18 protein-coding genes are annotated in these 20,901 nt (G+C 60.4%); 8 read left to right on the top strand and 10 right to left on the bottom strand.

What is annotated here, in order from left to right; translation table 11 throughout:
- Positions 1 to 5: 5 nt before the first annotated feature.
- The 3 genes from AAFH49_RS04860 to AAFH49_RS04850 all read right to left on the bottom strand — a co-directional run bounded on the left by AAFH49_RS04860 (position 6) and on the right by AAFH49_RS04850 (position 2,011).
- On the bottom strand, positions 6 to 722 hold the full coding sequence (locus AAFH49_RS04860; protein ID WP_342296376.1) for an SDR family NAD(P)-dependent oxidoreductase: 717 nt from the start codon (positions 720 to 722) through the stop codon (positions 6 to 8).
- Positions 723 to 791: 69 nt separating this feature from the next.
- A complete protein-coding gene (locus AAFH49_RS04855; RefSeq protein WP_342296375.1) occupies positions 792 to 1,373 on the bottom strand; it encodes a hypothetical protein in 582 nt (193 codons plus the stop codon).
- Positions 1,374 to 1,399: 26 nt separating this feature from the next.
- Entirely contained in the window at positions 1,400 to 2,011 is a 612-nt protein-coding gene (locus tag AAFH49_RS04850) for a hypothetical protein (RefSeq protein ID WP_342296374.1), read from the bottom strand.
- A 174-nt stretch (positions 2,012 to 2,185) separates the two neighbouring features.
- Here AAFH49_RS04850 and AAFH49_RS04845 point away from each other — a divergent pair, with 174 nt between their 5' ends.
- Together AAFH49_RS04845 and AAFH49_RS04840 are read left to right on the top strand one after the other, a co-directional pair.
- Positions 2,186 to 5,626: a pyruvate carboxylase gene (locus tag AAFH49_RS04845; protein WP_342296373.1), complete on the top strand. Its 3,441-nt coding sequence runs from the start codon at positions 2,186 to 2,188 to the stop codon at positions 5,624 to 5,626.
- Between the two features lie 55 nt (positions 5,627 to 5,681).
- Positions 5,682 to 6,485, top strand: a complete 804-nt coding sequence (locus tag AAFH49_RS04840; protein ID WP_342296372.1) for a hypothetical protein — start codon at positions 5,682 to 5,684, stop codon at positions 6,483 to 6,485.
- A gap of 42 nt (positions 6,486 to 6,527) precedes the next feature.
- Here AAFH49_RS04840 and AAFH49_RS04835 read toward each other — a convergent pair whose 3' ends face one another.
- Positions 6,528 to 6,980 carry an META domain-containing protein gene (locus AAFH49_RS04835; RefSeq protein ID WP_342296371.1) on the bottom strand — a complete coding sequence of 151 codons (453 nt, stop codon included), beginning with the start codon at positions 6,978 to 6,980 and terminating at the stop codon, positions 6,528 to 6,530.
- A gap of 97 nt (positions 6,981 to 7,077) precedes the next feature.
- Positions 7,078 to 7,899 carry a transporter gene (locus AAFH49_RS04830; RefSeq protein WP_342296370.1) on the bottom strand — a complete coding sequence of 274 codons (822 nt, stop codon included), beginning with the start codon at positions 7,897 to 7,899 and terminating at the stop codon, positions 7,078 to 7,080.
- A 140-nt stretch (positions 7,900 to 8,039) separates the two neighbouring features.
- Between AAFH49_RS04830 and AAFH49_RS04825 the strand changes: the two genes are divergently transcribed.
- A complete protein-coding gene (locus AAFH49_RS04825) occupies positions 8,040 to 8,966 on the top strand; it encodes an alpha/beta hydrolase (protein ID WP_342296369.1) in 927 nt (308 codons plus the stop codon).
- On the top strand, positions 8,966 to 10,159 hold the full coding sequence (locus AAFH49_RS04820; RefSeq protein WP_342296368.1) for a hypothetical protein: 1,194 nt from the start codon (positions 8,966 to 8,968) through the stop codon (positions 10,157 to 10,159). Before AAFH49_RS04825 ends, AAFH49_RS04820 begins: the two co-directional genes overlap by 1 nt.
- 59 nt (positions 10,160 to 10,218) lie before the next feature.
- Here AAFH49_RS04820 and AAFH49_RS04815 read toward each other — a convergent pair whose 3' ends face one another.
- From AAFH49_RS04815 to AAFH49_RS04800, 4 genes are all read right to left on the bottom strand, one after another.
- On the bottom strand, positions 10,219 to 11,541 hold the full coding sequence (locus AAFH49_RS04815; protein WP_342296367.1) for a leucine-rich repeat-containing protein kinase family protein: 1,323 nt from the start codon (positions 11,539 to 11,541) through the stop codon (positions 10,219 to 10,221).
- Positions 11,542 to 11,715: 174 nt separating this feature from the next.
- Complete coding sequence (locus AAFH49_RS04810) at positions 11,716 to 12,444, bottom strand: hypothetical protein (RefSeq protein WP_342296366.1); 729 nt, start codon at positions 12,442 to 12,444, stop codon at positions 11,716 to 11,718.
- 498 nt (positions 12,445 to 12,942) lie between these two features.
- Complete coding sequence (locus AAFH49_RS04805) at positions 12,943 to 13,452, bottom strand: hypothetical protein (protein WP_342296365.1); 510 nt, start codon at positions 13,450 to 13,452, stop codon at positions 12,943 to 12,945.
- 45 nt (positions 13,453 to 13,497) lie between these two features.
- On the bottom strand, positions 13,498 to 16,896 hold the full coding sequence (locus tag AAFH49_RS04800; RefSeq protein WP_342296364.1) for a UvrD-helicase domain-containing protein: 3,399 nt from the start codon (positions 16,894 to 16,896) through the stop codon (positions 13,498 to 13,500).
- Positions 16,897 to 16,917: 21 nt separating this feature from the next.
- Here AAFH49_RS04800 and AAFH49_RS04795 point away from each other — a divergent pair, with 21 nt between their 5' ends.
- Positions 16,918 to 17,211, top strand: a complete 294-nt coding sequence (locus AAFH49_RS04795; protein WP_342296363.1) for a hypothetical protein — start codon at positions 16,918 to 16,920, stop codon at positions 17,209 to 17,211.
- A 9-nt stretch (positions 17,212 to 17,220) separates the two neighbouring features.
- Here AAFH49_RS04795 and AAFH49_RS04790 read toward each other — a convergent pair whose 3' ends face one another.
- Positions 17,221 to 17,631, bottom strand: coding sequence for an acyl-CoA thioesterase (locus AAFH49_RS04790; RefSeq protein ID WP_342296362.1), 411 nt, complete (start codon positions 17,629 to 17,631; stop codon positions 17,221 to 17,223).
- A 158-nt stretch (positions 17,632 to 17,789) separates the two neighbouring features.
- On the opposite strand from AAFH49_RS04790, the gene AAFH49_RS04785 reads away from it, so the two are divergent.
- From AAFH49_RS04785 to AAFH49_RS04775, 3 genes are all read left to right on the top strand, one after another.
- Positions 17,790 to 17,984: a cold-shock protein gene (locus tag AAFH49_RS04785; RefSeq protein ID WP_168673032.1), complete on the top strand. Its 195-nt coding sequence runs from the start codon at positions 17,790 to 17,792 to the stop codon at positions 17,982 to 17,984.
- Positions 17,985 to 18,144: 160 nt separating this feature from the next.
- The gene (locus AAFH49_RS04780) at positions 18,145 to 18,435 is read left to right on the top strand and encodes a GIY-YIG nuclease family protein (RefSeq protein WP_342296361.1); all 291 of its coding nucleotides are present in this window, start codon (positions 18,145 to 18,147) and stop codon (positions 18,433 to 18,435) included.
- A 280-nt stretch (positions 18,436 to 18,715) separates the two neighbouring features.
- The gene (locus tag AAFH49_RS04775) at positions 18,716 to 20,737 is read left to right on the top strand and encodes a DEAD/DEAH box helicase (RefSeq protein WP_342296360.1); all 2,022 of its coding nucleotides are present in this window, start codon (positions 18,716 to 18,718) and stop codon (positions 20,735 to 20,737) included.
- Positions 20,738 to 20,901 lie beyond the last annotated feature (164 nt).

Genomic DNA, 20,901 nt, shown 5'->3' with positions numbered 1-20,901 from the left:
GTTATCTACTTCAATTTCCCCATGCCGCCATCCACGGCCATTACCTGACCAGTCACGAACGAGCTGTGGTCCGACAGTAGAAACGAGGCCGTGTAGGCCAAATCCTCGGGCTGGCCGATGCGCTGCAAGGGGTGGCGCTTGCCGCCGGCCTCCACCTTCTCGGGCGAGTTGAGCAAGGCGGCGGCCAGCGGCGTGTTGGTGAGCGAGGGCGCGATGCAGTTCACGCGCACGCCACTAGCAGCGTACTCGGCGGCCAGGGCGCGGGTGAGGCCTTCCACGGCCGCCTTGGCGGTGGCAATGCTGGCATGGAAGCTCATGCCCGTATCGGCCGCCACGGTGCTGAACAGCACGATGGAAGCCGTGCCTTCGGCTTTTTTCAGCCGCTTGATGGTGGCCTGGATGACGCGCACGGCTCCCAGCACGTTCAGGTCGAAATCGGCCTGGAAATCTTCCACGGGGATGCGTTCAAACGGGCGCAGCTTGATACTGCCGGGGCAGTATACCACGCCGTGTAGTACCTCGGGCAAGCCGTCGAAGGTCGGCCCCACGGCCTGCGTGGCATCGTAGTCAAAATGCGTGGTGTTCAGGGCCTGCAGTTCCGGCGAGCGGTGGCGCGAGGCCGTGAACAGGTTGACCCCGAGGCCGCTGAGCAGCGTGGCCGTTGCCAGGCCAATGCCCGACGAAGCGCCGATGATGAGGATGTTTTTCTGGGCAAAATCCATAGAAGAAAGCTAAGGGCAGGAATGCCTCGCTAACCCACTATTTGCCCCGAAGGTTTGGGACTGGCGCAGTTAGCGGCCCAGCGTCAGGTCGAACCGGCCGTCCCGGAGGTCGGCGTCGGGCGCGCTGCCGACCGCCGCAAAGCGCATGCTGAAGGTGCCGCTGATGTGCTGGGTAGTTGGGTCCCAGGCCGTCACGACGACCTCAGTGGCCGGCTGGGCGGCCAGGGGCTGGCGGGGGCCGTTTATCCATTCCTTGTTGGCTGCGTCGCGGGTATCAACCTGCAAAAACGTGTGGCCGGGCACTGCTACGTAGCGCCCCACGCCTCGGAAATGCAGCAATTGCCATTCTAGCCCGTGTTGCACCGCGCCGGGTCCGATATAGTTCTGGTCATCTACTGAACCGATTACTAACGTGCTGTCGGGGTATAAAAAGCCGTCGACCGGCCGCGACCGGCTGCCAAATGAGAAAACAGCAGAAATCAGCGAGCCGTAATTATGCGCTACCACGGGCAAGCTGTTGAGTTGGTACGCCACGGTATTGGTTTGGAAAACCGGTACGCTGGGCAACGCCGGCTCTACGTCATCGGCCGTGAGGGTGCAGCTGGCCAGGCCGCCCAGCGCAAGCATGAAAATCGGAAAACGAGTGGTCATGGCAGCAGTAAAAACAGGTGCGCCGGCTACTGGCCCGAGCGGTGCAATGGTGAAAGCAAGACTGAAACAGTGCCCAAAAGGCAGAAAACCGAGTGTTCCGGGTTCAGATTGGCCTGCCCAACCAGCCCAAACCGGGCATTGCCGTCGGCGTAAGCCGTCGACTGCCAGCCCACTTCCAGCGGCAGGCCGATGGCCTGGTAGTCGCGGTAGGCGTAATAATGCGTGGCATCGGAGGAGAGCAGGCCGCTTTTGCGCAGGCTATAGCGATACTCACCCAGCTGCCGCCCGCTCACGTAGGCCACGCCCGCCGCGGCGTAGAAGTAGGACCGGCCCGCCGCCAGCGGAATGCCCAGCAGCACCGCCGCTTCCGTTTGCTGGGAATTGGTGTTGACATCGTCGCCGAACAAGTGGGCTTTCGGCTCCTTATCCGGTCCCCACCATTTGCCGCGCAGCCGCCCATAGGCCAGCCAGTGCGGAGCCTTGTACCCGCTGTGCATCTCCAGCCCATTGCCCACGCCCAGCCCGATATACCACGCATTGGCCGGGGGCGGAACCGACGTAGCTGAACCAGGAGCCGCGGACTGCGCCTGCGCCGGGCCGCTCAGCAGGGCGGCCAGCAAATAGTAGTTACGTTTCATGGAGTGGAGGAAGGACTGGCGGAGGTAGCGCCAGGGCCAGCCAAATATAACGTTCAACCCCCAACCTGAAGCGGGTGTTCGCAACGGGCTTCGTTGGGGAATTGCAGGGAAATATGGTATTGCAGCAGCCTTTCCCCTACATTCGCCGTATCGCGCCTATCACCCACTGCTTCTATGAACATAACCAAACTCCTGGTCGCCAACCGTGGCGAAATTGCCATTCGCGTGATGCGCGCCGCCACCGAGCTCAACATCCCCACGGTGGCCGTGTACACCTACGAGGACCGGTACTCGCAGCACCGCTACAAGGCTGATGAAGCCTACCAAATCGGCCGCGACGACGAGCCGCTGAAGCCGTATCTCGACATCGAGGGCATCATCCGCATCGCCAAAGAAAACGGCGTCAACGCCATCCATCCCGGCTACGGCTTCCTCTCGGAAAATGCCACCCTCTCGCGCCGCTGCGCCGAGGAAGGCATCATTTTCGTCGGCCCGCGCCCCGAAGTAATGGAAGCCCTCGGCGACAAAGTGCGCGCCAAGGAAGTGGCCCAGCAGTGTCAGGTGCCCCAAATCGAGAGCAGCGAAGCCGACTTGGTCGACTTCGAAACCGCCAAAGCTGAGGCTAACCGCATCGGCTACCCCGTGATGCTGAAGGCGGCCAGCGGCGGCGGCGGGCGCGGTATGCGCATCATTCGCGATGATGAGCAGATGGAGAAGGGCTTTTTTGAGGCGCGGAACGAGGCCCTGAATGCTTTCGGCGACGACACGGTATTCCTGGAGAAATTCGTGGAGCGCCCCAAGCACATTGAGGTTCAATTAGTAGGCGACCACCACGGCAACCTCGTGCACTTATATGAGCGCGACTGCTCGGTGCAGCGCCGCTTCCAGAAAGTGGTGGAAGTAGCGCCCGCCATGAACCTGCCCGACCACCAGCGCCACCTCTTATATGAGTACGCTCTGCGCATCGGCCGGGCCGTGGGCTACGACAACGTGGGCACCGTGGAATTCCTGGTGAACCCCGAGCAGGACCGGATTTACTTCATCGAAGTGAACCCGCGTATTCAGGTTGAACACACGGTGACCGAGATGATTACGGGCGTGGATTTGATTAAAACCCAGATTTACATCGCCGCCAATTACAAGCTCAGCGACCCTGAAATAGGCCTTGGGGCCGACGTAGTGCCGCTGCGCGCCGGCTTCGCGGTGCAGTGCCGTGTGACCACTGAAAACCCCGCCAACGACTTCAAGCCCGATTACGGCACCATCGTGGCCTACCGCTCGGCCGGCGGCTTCGGCATCCGGCTCGACGAAGGCTCGGTGTACCAGGGCGCGGTGGTGTCGCCGTTTTTCGATTCGCTGCTGGTCAAAATCTCGGCCCACGCGCCCACGCTGCACGGCGCGGCCCAGAAAATGCTGCGCGCACTGGATGAATTCCGCATACGCGGGGTGAAAACCAACATTCCGTTTCTGAAGAATATCGTCGGCAACGAGGAATTCCAGACCGGCCACGCCACCGTCGATTTCATCAAGGACCACCCCGAATTATTTCAGTTCGAAACCCGACAGGACCGGGCCACGCGCCTGCTCGGCTTCATCGGCGAGACGGTAGTGAACGGCAACCCCGACGTGCGCAACCTGCTCGACCCGCGCGCCAACCCGCGCCGCCCGCACATCCCGCACTTCGAATACACCGAGCCCGCCCCCGGTACCAAGCAGAAACTGGACGAGCTCGGCCCCGAAAAATTCGCCGAATGGCTGCGCAACGAGCCGCTCATTCACTACACCGACACCACCCTGCGCGACGCCCACCAGAGCCTGCTGGCCACCCGTATGCGCACCTGGGATATGCTGAAAGTGGCCCGCGCCTACGCCCAGCAGCACCCCCAAACCTTCTCCCTCGAAGTCTGGGGCGGGGCCACCTTCGACGTGGCCCTGCGCTTCCTGCACGAAGACCCCTGGGAGCGCCTCGCCAAGCTGCGCGAAGCCATCCCGAATATCCTGTTGCAAATGCTCATTCGCGGAGCCAACGGCGTGGGCTACAAGGCTTATCCGGATAACCTGACGGAGCGGTTCGTGCAGCAGGCGGCCGAAACCGGCGTCGACGTATTCCGCATTTTCGACTCGCTGAACTGGATGAAGGGCATGGAATCCTGCATCGGTTTCGTGCGCAACAAAACCAACCGCCTGGCCGAAGCCAGCATCTGCTACACCGGGGACATCATGGACCCGAACCGCACCAAATACACCCTCGACTACTACCTCAAGCTGGCCAAGCAGCTCGAAGATGCCGGCGCACACATCCTCTGCATCAAGGATATGGCCGGCCTGCTCAAGCCCTACGCCGCCACCGAATTGATTGAGGGACTGCGCAATACGGTGAAAATACCCATCCACCTGCACACCCACGACACGTCTTCGCTACAGCCCGCTACTTACGCCAAAGCCGTGGAGGCCGGCGTCAACGTTATCGACGTGGCCATTGGCTCGCTCTCGGGCCTCACCTCGCAGCCCAACTTCAATTCGGTGGTCGAAATGTTCCGGGGTACGCCGCGCCATCGCGAGTTCAACCAGCATTCTCTCAACGAGTTCAGCAACTACTGGGAGGCTGTGCGCGAGATGTACTACCCGTTTGAGTCGGGCCTGAAAGCCGGCACTTCGGAGGTGTTTCAGCATGAGATTCCCGGCGGGCAGTATTCCAACCTGCGCCCGCAGGCGGCCTCGCTGGGCCTGCTCGATAAGTTCGAGGAAGTGAAGCAGCGTTTCGCCGACGTGAACATGATGTTTGGCGACATCGTGAAGGTGACGCCCAGCTCTAAAGTGGTGGGCGACATGGCATTATTCATGGTGAGCAACAGCCTCACGCCGCAGGATGTGATGGAAAAAGGCGAGAGCCTGAACTTCCCCGAGTCGGTGCGCGAGCTATTCCGGGGCGACATTGGCCAGCCCGAAGGCGGCTGGCCCGCCGAGCTGCAAAAGCTGATTCTGAAGAACGAAACCCCGTTCACCGACCGGCCCAACGAGCACCTCGCGCCCATCGATTTCGACAAGGAATGGCCGGCATTCCAGGAGAAATTTGCCGGCGCGAAGTTCACGGATATGCTCTCGTCGCTGCTCTACCCCAAGGTGTTTGAGGAATACTGGGCATTCCGCCAGAAGTTCGGCAACGTGAGCAAGGTGCCCACTTCCACCTTCTTCTACGGCCTAAAATCGGGCGAGGAAACCATCATTGAAATTGCCCGGGGCAAGTCGGTAATCGTGCGCCTCGAATCGGTGGGCGATATTAACGAGGAAGGCTGCCGCACCATCTTCTTCACCCTGAATGGCCAGACTCGCAACCTGCAGGTGCGCGACCAGTCGGTGGCCGTCACTAAAATCAGCAACGCCAAAGTCGATAAAGCCAACCCGCACCAGATGGGCGCGCCGCTGCAAGGCATGCTCAGCAAAGTGCTGGTGAAGCCGGGCCAGGCCGCGCCCAAAAATACCCCGCTCTTCGTCATCGAAGCCATGAAGATGGAAACCACCATCACCGCCCCGCAGGACCTGACCGTGGCCGACGTGGTGCTGCCCGAAGGCACCCGCGTTTCGGCCGATGATTTGGTGCTGACGTTGGGGTAAGGACCTGCCAGCTATATTGCGCTACACATTCACCTTCCTTTCCTCATTTACCCCCATGCGCCCCTTCCTTTTGCTATTAGCTGGCTTTGGTTGCGTTGCGGCTCCTGCCGTTGCCCAGACCGTTGTGCTGCCATCTGCCCAAACTGCCTCCACCATCGCCCGTGAAAAAGCGGTGAAAGATGCGATAGCCGAAGCGGCTCTCGTCAATAAAATGACGGCTATTAACGGTGCCAATGATGGCGACGTGCTGGGGTTTGATACCCGGGCGCGTAAGGTGCGCGGCACTCCATTTCTCTTCCCCGGCTGGGCAATGGGCGATGCCCAGCTGAGTACCTCCGCCAAGCCCATGGCCGGAGTGTTCAAGTTCGATGCCTACAACCAGCAGCTGCGAGCTTTGCGGTCACAGGGCGACTCCATTATTTTGACTCCTGAAAAGTTGCAAGGGTTCACATTGCGGCCTACCGGTTCCGATGGTAAGCCGATGGAACGACACTTTGAGCTGTTGCCGAGCAGCCTTGTGCCCGATGTGCCCGTGGCCTACGCCGAAGATTTATCCATGGGAAAAGAATTGCGGCTGCTAAAATTTCAGCGCAAAACGGTTTTCAGTGAAAAGCCCGACCCTGCTTACTCCAGCGGTGCTCCCACGGATGCCTATCAGACAGCGACGCAATACTATTTGCGCTGGGCCGATGGCACCTATGTGCCTGTGAAAGGCAACAAGGCCAGCATACTGGCCACCATAGCCCAGCGCCAAGCCACCGCCGTAACAGCCGAAGCGCAGGACAAATCCAAAGCCCGCACCGATGCGGAGGTTGGAGCTTTGGTACAGCGCATAGATGCTCGGCTGGCGGCTAAGTAGTAGGGGCGTGCTCCATTAATGGCAACAAAGCGACTGCGCTGACTACCGCAAATACACCGCTTCCAGCCGCGCTACCGGTGTGCTCGTGGCGTTGAATAGCAGCAATGTGTCGCCGCTGATTCGGTAGCTGTTCGACTGTCCCAGAGCTTTGGTAAATTCGTTCTCGATGGCAATGGCCGCGCAGGCCATGCGGGTACTCATCAGCGGGCTGAATTTCAACTCGCCGGGTTTTTCGCTGAAGAAAGTGCCCCGGAAGCGGTTGCAGCTGCCGTTTCCCTCGGCCGTGCCGTCGGCACGGAGCAGCAGGTAAGGCTCTTGGGAGTCGGCCGGCACGGCCACTAGCTGGCCGGCCAACTGGCGCGGCACCCAGCGGGTTTCGCGCAGCTGGGCATCGGGCGCCACGCGAGCGCGTGGGGACGATGCCGCAGTTTCCTGAGGTGGGCGGGTTTGGCAACCCGCAACCAGCAGGGTCAGCAGAAAAAAGGAGAGACGCATAGCAAACAAGTTAAGAAGCTGATTTTACGTAAAAAGCCTGCGTTACTACGCAGGCTTTTTGCTGAACGTTGTTTTAGCGTGGTTCGCGCTAGCCGCCCTACTTGCCCACTTTGAACGTGAGCCCGGCCCCCAGCGTGGAGGTGCCGGCGGCCAGCCCGCTCACTGCCTGCCCGGCCGTGATGTCGAGGCGCATGGCTGGAATGGGGCGGAAATACAGCCCCGCCGTGGTACCGGCGGTCATAGTCTGGCGGCCGTAGCCGTAGGCTTCCACGAAGAAACCGGCCTTCTCGCTCAGGGGGCCATTCAGGGCCAGCGTGCCCAGAAACTGGCCTTTTTCAATGTCCTTGGTGGTGAGGCCGCGTTGGCTGAAGCCGAAGTTGGCTTCCAGCCCAAACCGCTCGCCCAACTGCTCGCTCACCAGCAGGCGGCCGCCGGGACCCCAGGTGGTGCCACGCAGGCCCGCGCTGCCGGAGCCCGGCACCGCCGACTCTACCAGAATAGCGACTTGCGTGCGGGTGTCGTAGTTAGGCGAAATCATGAACTTCGCGCCCACCACCACCGGGGCCCAGCCGCTGGAATCGACGCGGCCGGCCTCCGTCACCCGCGACGGGCCGTTGTGGAAGTAGGGCTGGCTCACGCGCAGCTCCATGCTGTTGAAGAAGCCGATGCGCAGCGTGGCCGCGCTCAGGCTCTGGGCCAAGCCCACGCCGCCAAACTGGCGCTGGAAGCCCGTTTCGAGCTGCAGGCGGCCGGGGCGGAGCACCTGAGCGGTGATGGTTTGGCCGGGGCGGTCGGCGCGAATGTTTCGCACGAACGGAGCGTCCACGTTGGGGTTGTTTTCGTCCGGCGTGTTCTGGGCCAGGGTGAGGCCGGGGCTGCCCAGCAGGGCGGCGGCGGCCAGCAGAGTGGTCTTGCGCATGGCCTAAAGACCGCCGACGGTACGGAATGATTCAACTTAGGTTGCGCTTTGCAGAAATTTCATCTGATAATACCATGTGCTTGTTTAATAATGCCACCATATGGCCGGATGCCGTACTTTTGCGTACAATCCTCTATTCTATGAAAACAACCGCTACTATTGCGTTTATGGGGCTTCTGCTGCTGGCTTCCGGGCGCTTGCTCGCACAGCAGACATTCCCGATTTACACGGGTACTGTGCCCGATTCCCAGCCCAGCGCGGTGCAGGAAACCAGCGTCACGCTAGCCAACGGCGGCGTGCGGATTTCCAACGTGGTGCAGCCCAACCTCACGGCCTTTCTGCCGGCGGCGGGTACGGCCAATGGCACGGCGGTTATCATCTGCCCCGGCGGCGGCTACACCCGGCTTTCCATCGATAGCGAGGGCTACGACGTGGCCAAGCGCCTGAACGAGTTCGGCGTGACGGCCTTCGTGCTGAAATACCGCCTGCCCAACGACGAAAGCCAGGTCGACAAGTCCATTGCCCCGCTGCTCGATGCCCAGCAGGCGCTGCGCCTCGTGCGCCAGCAGGCGGCTAAATACAATGTCAACCCCGAGCGCATTGGCCTGATGGGCTTTTCGGCAGGCGGGCACCTGGCGGCGTGGGCGGGCACCCAGTTTGCCCGGCCGGTGGGCGATAATGTGGGGCCGGCTTCGGTGCGGCCCGCGTTTCTGGTGCTCATGTACCCGGTTATCAGTTTCAGCGACACGCTCAAGCACACGGGCTCGCGCGATAACCTGCTGGGCAAAACCCCGTCGGCCGCGCAAATCCGGCAGTATTCCAACGAATTGCAGGTGACGGCCCAGACGCCGCCCACCTTCCTGGTACACGCTCAGGACGATAAAACGGTGCCTGTCAATAACAGCATCGTGTTCTACCAGGCCTGCCTGCGCCACGGCGTGCCGGCCGAAATGCACCTCTACCCAAAGGGCGGCCACGGCTTCGGGCTCAACAATAAAACCACCAAAGACCTCTGGACGGACCGCCTGCGCAACTGGCTCGACGCCAACGGCTGGCTCTCAAAATAATGCGCAATATAGTTGCCGTCGGGCTGCTGGCACTGCTGGCGGGCTGCGAGCAGAAGCTCCATTCTACGAGGTCGGATGCGCGGGCTATGCCCAGCGTGGCGGTTGCGCCTGCGCCGCTGCCGGAACCGCCGCCCGCCGCCCAGCCGCCCGTGGCCAAGCCCAAGCCGCCGCCCGAAATCCCCGGCTGGGCTCCGCCCGTTGCGGCCGATACGCTGGTGATGCTCAACGGCCAGCCCTACCACCTGCTGCTGGCCGCCGAAACCGATTCGACCCACCGCCTCACGGCTTCCTACGAGGAAACGCCCGGCCGCTTCAAGCGCGTGCGCGGCTTCGAGGGCTACTATACCGTGACGCTGCGCGAGAAGTCGGGCCGGCAGATTTTCAGCCGCAAGCTGCGCAAGGGCGCGTTTTTCAAGAAGGCCGGGGCTGATATCGTGACCGAGAGCGAGGCCTACCTGCCGCAGTTTCTGGGCTATAGCCGGCCGCTGGGCGCGCTGGTTTTCACCCTCGATTTCATGGTGCCCGACAGCGATGTGGGCGGCCAGGTGGTGCTCATGCTGGACCTGGCCGGCAACGTGCTGCGCCTGAGCGAAGGCCGGGGCCCCGGCGGCGGCCCCGAGGCCGAGCCCGCGCTCTCGCCCAACGGCTCGGCCCTGCTCACGGCGTCGGAGCTGCTGCGGCCCGGCCGTCCGCCCATGCGCTTAGAGCGGCCCGATGCCGAGCTGGTGGGCGCGTCCTTCCTCAGCGACAGCACCGTGCTGGTGGTGTACGCGCCCGGCAAGGCCCATCCCATTCGCTTTGCCGATGGCATGGAGGGCTACGGCCGCACGCCCACTGTGCAGCAGCTACGCGCGCCCAATGCCTTCGTGCGCAACATCCGCACCGGGCGCGTGCTGCGCCGCTTCCACTACAACGGCTACTACGAGGAAATGGGCTACACCATTCCCAGCTACCAATTGAAGGCCACCGCCACGCAGTACCTGCTCGATGACAAGCGCGGCCTCTACCTGCTGCCGCTGGGCGGCACGGGCGTGCCCGTGGAGATGCGCTTTGCCGCCATGCCGCGCTTCACACCGCCAAAAAAGCTGGCCGAGGTGCGCTTCGAAATCAACAGTGCTGAAACCAGCTTCGCCTTCTACGTGGATACGAGCAGCGTGCAGCCGCGCATCCGCTACCAGCGGCTGGCGGAGTAGCTGTAGCGCGGACTTTTAGTCCGCGTATACACCACGCACTCGCGGACTAAAAGTCCGCGCTACAACCCGGCCAGCACCCGTTCAATCTCCGCAAACAGCGGCCGGCCCGCCACTTCCGGCTGCACGCAGCGCCGCTGCAAATCCCAGAGCGCCGCAACCGCCGCCGGGGCCTTATCGGCCTCATCGCAATGCGTCAGCAATTCTTCCAGCAGGCAGCCGAAGGCCCGCACCTCCAGCCGCTGCAAGGCCTGGGCCGTGGCCGCATCCTCGGAATTGAAGAAACTGGCGGCCCCGAAGTCGCCCAGTAGGGCATTGCCTTCACGGGTTGTCAGAATGTTGTGGGCGTATAAATCGCCGTGCATGATGCCCTCATCGTGCAAATGCCCGGCGGCGGCGGCAATGCCTGAAGCAATAGCTAAAGCGGTTTCGAGGCTGAACGAGGTGCCGGGCGCGTACACGTCGCGGGTGCAGGTGGCCAGGCTGGGCGGGCCGGCCAGGTTGCCGAAAGCCTCGTCAATCAGCTCCAGCACCAGGCCTTCGGCTCCGGCGGGGTGGCCGCTCAGCTTGCCTTCCACCGCAATCAGATTGGGGTGCGCGCCGGCCAGCAGGCAGGCCAGCATCTCGCAGTGGGGCAGGCCGTCGCTGGTCACGGCGCCTTTGAAGAGCTTTACGGCCACCTCGGTGTCCTCCACATTGGGCTGCTCGCGGCGGGCGCGGTAAATGATGCCGGAAGCGCCTTCGCCCAGCTTTTCTTCCACCGTCAGGGTGCTCCAGGCGATGGGGCCGATGAGCTGCCGCGCCTCCACGCGGGCCTCAATGGCCGCGCTGAAGGGGTTGCCGGCGTAGGCCAGCCACGAGAGGCGCGGCAGGGCCAGCAGCCACGTCGGCAGCGCGGTGAGGCGGTTGGCGGCGATGCGCAGCAGCTCCAGGTTGGTGCAGTGGGCCAGGGTTGCGGGCAATTCCCGCAGCTGGTTGCCGGCCAGCATCAGCTTTTGCAGGTGCTGGCAGCGGCCGATTTCGGCGGGCAATGCTTCCAGCTGGTTATCGGTGAGAATGAGCCAGCGCAGGGCCGGGGTGAGGGCCGCCGCTGGCAGCGTCCGTATCTGGTTGGCCTTGAAGCCCACCATTTGCAGCCGGGGGCACTGGCCCAGCACGGCGGGCACTTCGGTGAACTGATTATCGGAGCAAAACAGCACCTCCAACTTATGCAGCCGGCCCAAATCATCGGGCAAAGACGACAGCGCGTTGCCGGTCAGGTTGAGGACTTCGAGCGTATCGGCCAGGGCGAAGATTTCGCGGGGAAATTCGGTGAGGCCTTCGGCTAAATCTAAGCGCGTGAGGCCGTGGAGCTGGCCGGCACGCAGTTGGGCAAGGGTGTGCATGGGGGCAAAGGTCGGCGTAGCGCGGACTATGAACGACAAAAAAGAACGTCATGCCGAGCGCAACGAAGCATCTTGCCCGCCACCGCTAACCTAATCGAAAGGGTATACTGGTGGCGGTAAAGATGCTTCGCTGCGCTCGGCATGACGTTCTATAATAACGCCTAAAAACCTGTACTAATAGCTTTCCTTCCGGAAGCCCCAGCTCCGCAGTTCCGCCTCAAACGTCTCCGGGAAATTGGCCTTCAGCGCATACACCACGGCTTGCAGCACCTTGCGCAGCTCCAGCTTGGCGGTGTCTTTCTGGCTCACCGACTTGCTGACTTTGCCGGCCAGACCGCCGGTCTGGTCCAGTAGCTTTTTGTATTCATCGAAGCGGGTTTGCCAGAACCCTGCGCCATAATCGCGGGCGGCGAAGGGCGCGCCGGCTACGGCGGGTATCAGCATGTCGCGCAGGGCCACGAGGCGCTCGTTGCGGTCTTCGCTCAGGGCGAAGCCGCGGCTTTTGCGCGTTATCAGCCCGAAGCCGGGCAGGCGGGCATCGGTGCGGGCCTTGTCGTAGCCGCTGTCTTCGTTGATGTATTTTTTCAGAATGCGCAGGCCCTCGTCAAACTGGTCGTCGAGCTCCTGTAGGCGCTGGCTTTGCGGGGTGCGGGCGGCGGCGGCGCTGCGCTTGTCGGTGATAGCCGCGCCAAATTCGGCGGCCAGCGTGGCAAAGTCGGCCTGGCTTTTCCAGCGCAGCACAAACCAGGGTTCCTTGCCCCAGGCCTCGGCCGCGAGCCGGCCCACCTCGGCCAGCGGGCCGTCTTTTTTGGGGATGAGTAATTTGGGGTTCACCACCGCATCGGCGGTAGAAGTGGGGGTGGAGGCACCGGCCGAAACGGGCGTGGTAGATTGGTCTGCCATGAGGTAAACAGGTAAAAATGAGGGATGAAAGGCACCGCAGAGTTACGGCCCGGCTAAGGTGCGTAAAATTTTGGTAAGCCCCCATTTTCCGCGCTGGCGTCGGCGGCCAGGAGCCGGGAGCCGGCGCGGTGCTCAACGGCTTTCGGCGGGTGGTGCCCGTGGCCGTCGCGGCGCTCAACGGCCACGGGCGCGTGGTGATATGGCCCGTCGCGGCGCTCAACAGCCCTTGTCACCTCGCGCCGGGTGCTCCCGCGCTGCTCGACGGCTCCCAACTCAAGGTGACAAGGGCCGTCGAGCATTTTTCCGGGCCGGGTGGCCCGCCCGCCTATCTTCGCCCCACGCGTAGGTAGTCCCCGGCCAGCGGTTGCCACTAAAAAGGCGAACCCCCGGCTACTGGAGTAGCCGAGGGTTCAGGAAGGGGGACAGCGAAACCCTTACTCAAATCCGATAACCCCGCAGACGCGCGCCAGTAGATGAATAGGGTTTGATGCTACTAGGTCAATGCATCAATGATTTCAAACGAGGTAGAATATCTTTTTTAAACCGTCTTAAAGCAGCATCAACTTCATTTTTGCTTTTTACTGTGTAATCAGTTCGTCCATCATCAAAAACCACATTCGTTATTCCCAACTCACAGCCCCACCTCAATTTGGAGCTTGGAGAAGTATTTACACAATTCATGATTTGTATTGCGTAAAATGTAGTACTCACTTTATCAAAAAGTATAAACAGACTTCTGCCTCTGCCATCAATTTCGTAATTATTCTTCTCAAAGAATTCCTTGTTAATCACGATGCCTCCCGATTTTGCCGCTATTGACTGTTCAATTTCAGCCCATCGCCGCTGGTTTATTTCTACTAGCTTTCCAGCTATGATGTTCTTCATCGCAACATCTATGTCGTCATAGTTTTTTGAGCGAATAGTATAAGTTGCTAACGGTCTGTTTTGGGCATGACCATTAAAGCTGTATACAAGAAATAGATACAGCAAGGCGAATTTTACTTTCATTAGATTTCTTGATGTATGTGAAAAACGAAGTTAGATTAAACCTCCTCACATCTCCACCACTTCTCCCGTCCCGAAATAATAAATAACCCCGCGCACCTCCGCGTACCCCAATTGCTCGAATAGCGTGGCGTAATTCCGCAGCAGACGCTGGTGTTTCTCCTGCGGCGGGGGCAGGCGGAAATCGAGCAGCGTGACGCGACCGCCCAGGCGGTGGTGGGCTTCGAGGGAGGGTTCGAGCACCACGCGGTCGGGCTTGTAGTCGCGCAGCTTCACGCCGCCCACCAGGATTTCGCGCTCCGTTTCCACGCTCAGGTGCGGGGCGAAGTAGGGGGCCAGGCGCGGGTCGCTCACTAGTTGCTCCAGGCTCTCCACCAGCGCGGGCCGCTCCTTGGCGCTGAGGATGCCCTCGGCTACGAGTTGGCTGGCCACCCGGCCCACATCGGCGGCCGTGAGCAGGCGGCGCAGGGCAAAGTGCAGCTTGCGGTTCCACTCGCCCTGGGCCTTTTGCTCGTCAAAATCGAAGAGCGTGGTGGCGTGGCGGCGCAGCTTCAGGCGCTCCTCCCAGGGCGCGGCGGCCAGGTTCGTTAGCTCGTAGGTAGCCGCCATTGGGGCGCTGCCGGCCTTTTTCTCCGCCGCCAACGAGCCTTTCGATACTACGAAAGACACCTGTTCGTCCTGCCACTCGCCGCGCCCCAGCAGGTAGCCGTGGAGCAGGTCGGCCACGGTGCGGGCGGCCGTGGTGGGCGCGGCGGCGTCCAACTCATCGGTTTTGGTGGTTTTCTTCTCTTCCGGCCGCTTGCTGATGACGTAGAGGCGGTGGCGCGGCCGGGTGAAGGCCACGTACAGCGTGTTCAGCCCTTCGAGGAAAGTTTTCTCACGCTCCTCGTCGTACTGCCCGCCCAATACCGTCTGCTGAATGCCCTTGCTCAGGCTCACCACCGCCACGTCGGGCATCAGTTCGATGGGCTTCTGACCCGCCTCCAGATGCCCCCACAGCAGCGTGCCCCGGTGCGGCTCCAGGCTCCAATCGGCAAACGGCACAATCACCACCCCATACGCCAAGCCCTTGGCCTTGTGCACCGTGGTGATGGTAATAGCCGCCCGCCCGCCCGGCGCGTTGATGCTGATGCGCCCCTTGCGCTCCTCCCAGTGCGTGAGGAAATTGCCCAGGTTGTTGCCAAATTTCAAGCTGTATTCCAGCGTCAAATCGAGGAAGCGGAACAGGTACTCGCTTTCCCCGTTGCGCCCCAGCAGCCCGAACAGATTCAGCAGCCGCTCGGCCAGCTCGTAGAGGCCCAGGTTGCCGGTTTCGGCCTCGTTCACGTCGTAGCCCAGGTCGCGCAGCTCCTCAAAAAACGACGTGCCGCCCGCCGCATTCGCCACTACCGCAATGTGCCGCGCCCGCGCCGGCGTGGGGGCCAGCCCGCGCACCACCTTGTCCACGAGCAGCAGGGCCTCGGCCCGCGCCAGCGTATCGGCCGGCTGGTGCAGCACCCGCAGAATGCTCACCAGCAAGTTCACCACCTCCGCAAATTCCAGCGCCAATGAGTCGGCCGAAATAATGGCGTAGCCCCGCTCTTTCAGGAACTTGGCAATGATTTTACTGGCCCCCCGCGTGCGGCACAGCACCGAAATATCCTGCAACTCGTAGCCGTCGCGAAGGGCCTGTTCCACCAGCTGTAGGGTGAGGTAGCAGGTGCTTTCATCGTAGCCCAGCAGCGCCTCCGCCGCGTGGCCGGGGAGGGGCTCGGCGGTGTAAGCGCCGGCGGCCGGGTCGAAAATCAGCGCCGGCGCATCCTTTTGGGTGAATAGCAACTCCACATGCCCCTGCTGGTCCGCTCGCTGCGATTCCGGCACCTGCTGCCCAAAATGCGCGTCATAAATCCCCGTCACCAGCCCCAGCACCTCGTGCCGCCCACTCACCGCCTCAAAAAACGAGTTATTAAAATCAATAATCTCCCGCGCCGACCGGTAATTCACCTGCAACGCCCGCGGCTCTAGCTTCCCCCGAAATGACTCATAGCGCCCCCGTAGCAGCTCGCGCATCTCCGGCTCGCGGGCCCGCGCCGCCAGCGCCTCCGTGTTGCCCTGGTGCAGCCTGAGAATCTGCTCCATCTCGCCCCCCCGCCAACGGTAAATGGCCTGCTTGGCATCGCCCACCGCCAAGCTGGAGTGCCCATTCGCCAGCGTATTTTCCACCAGCGGCAGCAAGTTATTCCACTGCAAAACGGACGTATCCTGAAACTCGTCAATCAAAATATGCTCGTATTTCTCGCCCAGCCGCTCATACAAAAACGGCACCGGCTCGGTGAGCACAATGCTGGCAATACGCCGGTTAAATTCCGAAATCAACACCACGTTTCTCTCGCGGCTAATTTGCTCCACTATTTTATTTAATTCACTTAATAAGGAAGCGTGAAATAAATACGGTTGCATCGCCGCCAGCAATACATAATTCGGCAAATACTCGGCGCGTAATTTATCCAGCGTCTCCACCAATTGGCCGAGCGGTTCCTTCACCGCATCCACCCGTTCCCGGTCGGCCACCGTCTTGATTTTGCCACTGTACCATTTGTCATCGGCCAGCGTAGCGCGCACGTAGCTATTCGGCCCGGCATCGGGCGCCAGCAAATCCACGCCCTTCTGTACGTAGCCAAAAATGCCGCGTTTGCCCTGGAAAAAGTCACCTTCCGTGGCCCCTGCGGCTTCCATCACCGCCAGGGCCACCTCCCGCGTCTGCGCAAAGGCAGTCTCAATTTCCCCCCGCCGCGCCCGAATCTCCTTGTCCAGCCGCCGAAAATCGGCCAGACTCAATCTGTCCAACTGCGCCACCGCCTCCTGCACCGTCTCATTAAACAGCACCCGGCCAAACCCGGCCAGCTCCTCCGGCAGGCGGCTCCAGCTTTTGCCTTCCTCGGCCTGCCCCAGCGCATATTCCGCCAGCGTCTGCGACAGCAGCTTGCTGTTCGGGTCGCGGTTCACCTTGTCCAGCAGCGCGGCCACTGCGCTTTGCAGCACTGCATCCGTGTCCAGCTCCACCTCAAATGTGGCCGGCAAACCCAATTCCCGGGTAAACGCCGTCACAATCCGCTGCACAAACGAGTCAATCGTGCTCACCCCAAAATCGGCGTAGTGGTACAGCACCAGCCGAAACGTTTCCGCCGCCCGCCGCCGCACTTCCGCCGCCGGCAGTTGCAGCTCGGCCGCAATATCGGCCAGCAGCGCATCCGTTTTGCCCGCCGTGGGGTAGGCAAAATTCCGCAGCGCATCCACAATGCGGTGCTTCATTTCCCCCGCCGCATCGTTGGTAAACGTAATGGCCAGCACGCGCTTGAAATACGCCGGGTCATCGCCCCCCAGCGCCAGCAGCAGGTATTCTTTCGTTAATTGGTACGTCTTCCCCGAGCCGGCCGAAGAGGAGTAGATGCGGAAGGAGGGAGGCATAATCTTGTTACGAATCTTGAAATGACAATTCCAGAAATTAAATTAATTCCCTCGCCAGATACAGAAGAAGCAAAAGCTGCTGCTGTTCACAAGTGGAATAAAGTAGCGGGTACAAGACATAAATTGGGTGGAGAACCTATTGGTGAAAATGTGGAAACTCCATCATGCACAATGTGCAAACAACCAATGACCTGCTATGCAACTATTGATTCTATTGGCGATGACTACGACTTGGGTGATTGTTGGGTAATCAATGTTTTTGTCTGTATGAAATGCGGTACAACAAGCAGTCAGATAGACCCTGCTTATGTCTAAGATGGGTTGTCACTTGGGCAGCAGCCAACTCACCATCTCCGCCGTCACGCGCACCGGCCGGCCGCTCTTGGGGTCGAGCAGCACCCAGGTCGTTTCCGCCTCGCACAGCAGCACGCCATCGGCGGCGCGGGTGAGGCGGGTGTAGCGCAGCGACGTGGCCCCGCTGGTTTCGCCCACCCAGGTGCTGGCCCGCAGCGTCTCGCCCGCGAAGGCCGATTGCAGGTAGCGAATCCGGTGCTCGCGCACCACCCAGATAATCTGGTCGCGCAGTTCAGCCGGGCAGATGCCCAGCCAGTGCGCGCCCGCCACGTCCTGCACCCAGCGCACGTATTCCACGTTATTGGCGTGGCCTAGCGCATCAATGGCACTTTCCGGAACTTTAAAATCGTGCGAAAAAGCGTGGGCTGGCGCGTCGGGCATACAGTATAGGTAGGAGGGGGAGCGGGCAAAGGTCGGTAGCGAATGAAAAAAATACCTATCGACTTGCTGATTTGGAAATTATGCCTATCTTTGACGCAACCTAAGAAACCAAGCCACGGTGGCCCAAAAGCTTAGGGAAACTCCACAACACAACCACCATGCCCACCGGAACGGTAAAATTCTTTAATGAGACCAAAGGCTTTGGTTTCATCAAAAACGACGAAACTGGCGATGACATTTTCGTACACATCAGCGACCTGCAAGTAAGCTCGATTCGCGAAAATGACAAAGTTCAATTCGAAGTAGCTCAGGGCAAAAAAGGCCCGAACGCTGTGAAAGTGACGCTGGTTTAGTCCTGTCCTAGCTTTGTTCTTGATAAGAAAGCCCGCCTTCCGGCGGGCTTTTTTTGTGCCCGATGGGCGATAGTCAGAACGAATAAAAGAACGAACCCAGAACGTCATGCAGAGCGGAGCGAAGCATCTTTACCGCTTCGTTGAACATTCTGATTACGCCATGTACGTCTACATTCTAACCAATATCGGCCGTACCGTTCTCTACATCGGCGTAACCAACGACCTCACTCGCCGCCTTTACGAGCACAGCACCGGCCGGGGCGATGCCAGTAAATTCACCGGCCGCTACCAAGCTGATTTGCTGGTTTACTTTGAGCAATTGCCTGATGCTGCTCAAGCCATTGCCCGCGAGAAAGTGATGAAAGGATGGTCACGTGCTAAGAAAGACGCGCTTGTTGCTGCGTTCAATCCTGAGTGGAAGCCGATTGCTTTGGAAACGTGGGATGGCTAACAACGAAGCGGTAAAGATGCTTCGCTGCGCTCTGCATGACGTTCGGGTTTCTTGTTCTTTGAAGAATATTAGCTTTTCCGAAATAAAAATCCTACCTTTGCACCCGCATTTGAGGACGGCCCAAGTCCGCGCAAGCCCGAGAGAGGCGCTAACGCATTGGCCGCGTAGTTTTTTGGTTGTTTTTTCCCGCCTGATTGTGACAAGGTAGAAGGAGGGGAAACGTCGCTGAGTACGGCTGTTTTCAGAGCTATGTCTCTTTTCCCCCTTATCAACTCCAATCATGGAAGCTGAAAAAATTGTGGTTCGCTTTGACGAACTGAACCTCTCCGAGGAAGTACAACGCGCCATCACCGAGATGGGCTACGAGGAAGCCTCGGCCATTCAGGCTGCTGCTATTCCCGTGCTGCTCGCCGGCAAAGACGTTATCGGCCAGGCCCAGACGGGTACCGGCAAAACCGCTGCCTTCTCCATTCCCGCCATCGATAACATCGATACCGAGAGCAAGGACGTGCAGGTATTGGTGCTCTGCCCCACCCGCGAACTCGCGGTGCAGGTTTCGGGCGAAATCCAGAAACTGGGCAAGTATAAGCGTGGCCTGATGGTAGTTCCCATCTACGGCGGCAGCCCTTACGACCGTCAGCTCCGCGCCCTGGAGCGTGGTGTGCAGATTGTTATCGGCACGCCCGGCCGCATTATGGACCACATCGAGCGTGGCACCCTGAAGCTGGAAAACACCACCAAAATTATTCTGGATGAAGCCGACGAAATGCTCGATATGGGATTCCGCGACGACATCGAGTTCATCCTGAGCAAGATGCCGAAGGAGCGCCAGACGGTGTTCTTCTCGGCCACGATGAGCAAGCCCATCATGGAGCTCACCAAGAAATACCAGCGCGACCCGCAGGTAGTGAAGGTGAACCACCAGACGATGACGGTGACCAACATCGAGCAGAGCTACTACGAGGTGCGCGGCCCCCAGAAAAAGGACGTGCTGAGCCGCTTGCTCGATATGTTCAACCTGAAGTCGACCATCGTTTTCGCCAACACCAAGCGTATGGTGGACGAAATTGTGGCCGACCTGCAAGCCAAAGGCTATTTCGCCGAGGGCCTGCACGGCGACATGGGCCAGCAGCAGCGCCAGAACACGCTGGATAAATTCCGCAAGTCGACCATCGAAGTGCTTGTTGCTACCGACGTAGCTGCCCGCGGTATCGACGTGGACAACGTGGAAGCCGTAGTAAACTACGACCTGCCGGCCGACGAAGAATATTACGTACACCGCATCGGCCGCACGGGCCGCGCTGGCAAGAGTGGCAAAGCCTTCACGTTTGTGAGCGGCCGCGACATTTATAAGCTGCGCGACATCATGCGCTTCACCAAGGCCCAGATTAAACTGGAGCAGGTGCCGTCGTTCGCCGATGTATCGGAGGTGAAAACCACGCTGTTCCTGAACCAGATTAAGGAAATCGTGGAGAAGGGCAACCTGGAGAAATACGTGGGTCGCGTGCAGCGCCTGCTCGACCAGGGTGAGGAAATGACCTCGCTCGACATCGCCGCTGCGCTGCTGAAAATGACCATGAAAGAGGACAAGAGTGCTCAGCAGAGCCTCGACGCCAGCAAGGCCGCCGGCCAAGCGCGCGCCGGTTTCACCCGTCTGTTCGTGACCATGGGCAAGAAAGACCGGATTCATCCCCGCGACATCGTGGACCTGATTTCGGAATCGAGCAACCTGACCGGTGCCAAAGTGGGCGATATCGCCCTCTACGACAAGTTTAGCTTTGTGGAAGTACCGTCGGAATACGCCGATGAGATTGTGAGCAAACTGGGCCGCACCAGCATCCAGGGCACTCCGGTTAGCTTCAGCATCGCCACTCCCGTGCAGGAAGGCGCAGCTAAAGAAGAAGGCTTCAACCGCATGGGCGGTGGTGGTCCCGGCGGCTTCGGCGGCGACCGTGAGCGTCGTCCCTTCAACGGCGGCGAGCGTCGTGAAGGCGGCAGCAGCTACGGCGGCGGCTACAAAGGCGGCAACCGCAGTGGTGGCAGCTTTGGCGGCGGCGAGCGTCGTGAGGGTGGCAGCGGCTACGGCGGTGGCTACAAAGGCAACCGCGACGGTGGCAGCGGCTATGGCAACAAGCCAGCTTACGGCAACCGCGAAGGCGGCACTGGCAAGTCGGGCTACGGTAACCGTCCGAGCTATGGCGACAAGCCCAGCTACGGCAACAAGCCGAGCTACGGCACGCCCCGCGAGTACGACACGCGCCCTGCGCCCCGTGCTCCCCGCAACGAGAGCTTCGACGAATAAGGACCGCAGATTTTAACGGATTTGACGGATAAGAACGGATTCGGTCGGGTTATTATAACCCGGCCGATATTCATCTCCATCAGTCCAGTTAATTGTTGATTATATATTTATTGTTTGTTGGTGATAATTAGCAAAGCTATTTATTGAAGTTAGTGCTATAAAAA

This window comes from Hymenobacter segetis, assembly GCF_038448715.1.
GTDB lineage: Bacteria > Bacteroidota > Bacteroidia > Cytophagales > Hymenobacteraceae > Hymenobacter > Hymenobacter segetis.
Note: the sequence above shows the minus strand (reverse complement) of the source record. Positions and strands in the feature narration are given on the sequence as shown.